Raw genomic sequence first — 1,026 nt, forward strand, 5'->3', positions numbered from 1 at the left:
GTCGAAGGTGGGACTGGCGATTGGGACGAAGTCGTAACAAGGTAGCCGTACCGGAAGGTGCGGCTGGATCACCTCCTTTCTAAGGAGCACTTCTTGACTGTCAGACTCTGTCTGATGGTCCAGAGGCCAGTTCATCGGCGAATGTCCGGTGCTGGTTGCTCAAGGGTGGAACGTTGATTATTCGGCACTCTCAGTCTGCTCAGACTGCAAGTACTGTCCTTCGGGGCGTGGAAAGCTGATCTGGGGGTCGGGGGTGTCGGGCACGCTGTTGGGTGTCTGAGGGTACGGCCGTACTGGTCGCCTTCAGTGCCGGCCCCAGTGCACTCACCCGGAAGGGTGGGGTGATGGGTGGTTGGTCGTTGTTTGAGAACTGCACAGTGGACGCGAGCATCTGTGGCCAAGTTTTTAAGGGCGCACGGTGGATGCCTTGGTACCAGGAACCGATGAAGGACGTGGGAGGCCACGATAGTCCCCGGGGAGCCGTCAACCAGGCTTTGATCCGGGGGTTTCCGAATGGGGAAACCCGGCAGTCGTCATGGGCTGTCACCCACATCTGAACACATAGGGTGTGTGGAGGGAACGCGGGGAAGTGAAACATCTCAGTACCCGCAGGAAGAGAAAACAACCGTGATTCCGGGAGTAGTGGCGAGCGAAACCGGATGAGGCCAAACCGTATGTGTGTGAGACCCGGCAGGGGTTGCGCATGCGGGGTTGTGGGATCTCTCTTTCACAGTCTGCCGGCTGTGAGACGAGTCAGAAACCGTTGGTGTAGGCGAAGGACATGCGAAAGGTCCGGCGTAGAGGGTAAGACCCCCGTAGTCGAAACATCAACGGCTCGTTTGAGAGACACCCAAGTAGCACGGGGCCCGAGAAATCCCGTGTGAATCTGGCGGGACCACCCGCTAAGCCTAAATATTCCCTGGTGACCGATAGCGGATAGTACCGTGAGGGAATGGTGAAAAGTACCGCGGGAGCGGAGTGAAATAGTACCTGAAACCGTGTGCCTACAAGCCGTGGGAGCGTCGC

2 rRNA genes are annotated in these 1,026 nt (G+C 58.2%); both read left to right on the forward strand.

Annotation, left to right across the window (positions count from 1 at the left end):
- Positions 1-79, forward strand: a 16S ribosomal RNA gene (locus ACFWGJ_RS43835); the annotation flags it as partial.
- Between the two features lie 316 nt (positions 80-395).
- Positions 396-1,026 (forward strand): 23S ribosomal RNA (locus ACFWGJ_RS43840); the annotation flags it as partial.

This window comes from Streptomyces sp. NPDC060205 (genome assembly GCF_042728395.1).
Taxonomy (GTDB): domain Bacteria; phylum Actinomycetota; class Actinomycetes; order Streptomycetales; family Streptomycetaceae; genus Streptomyces.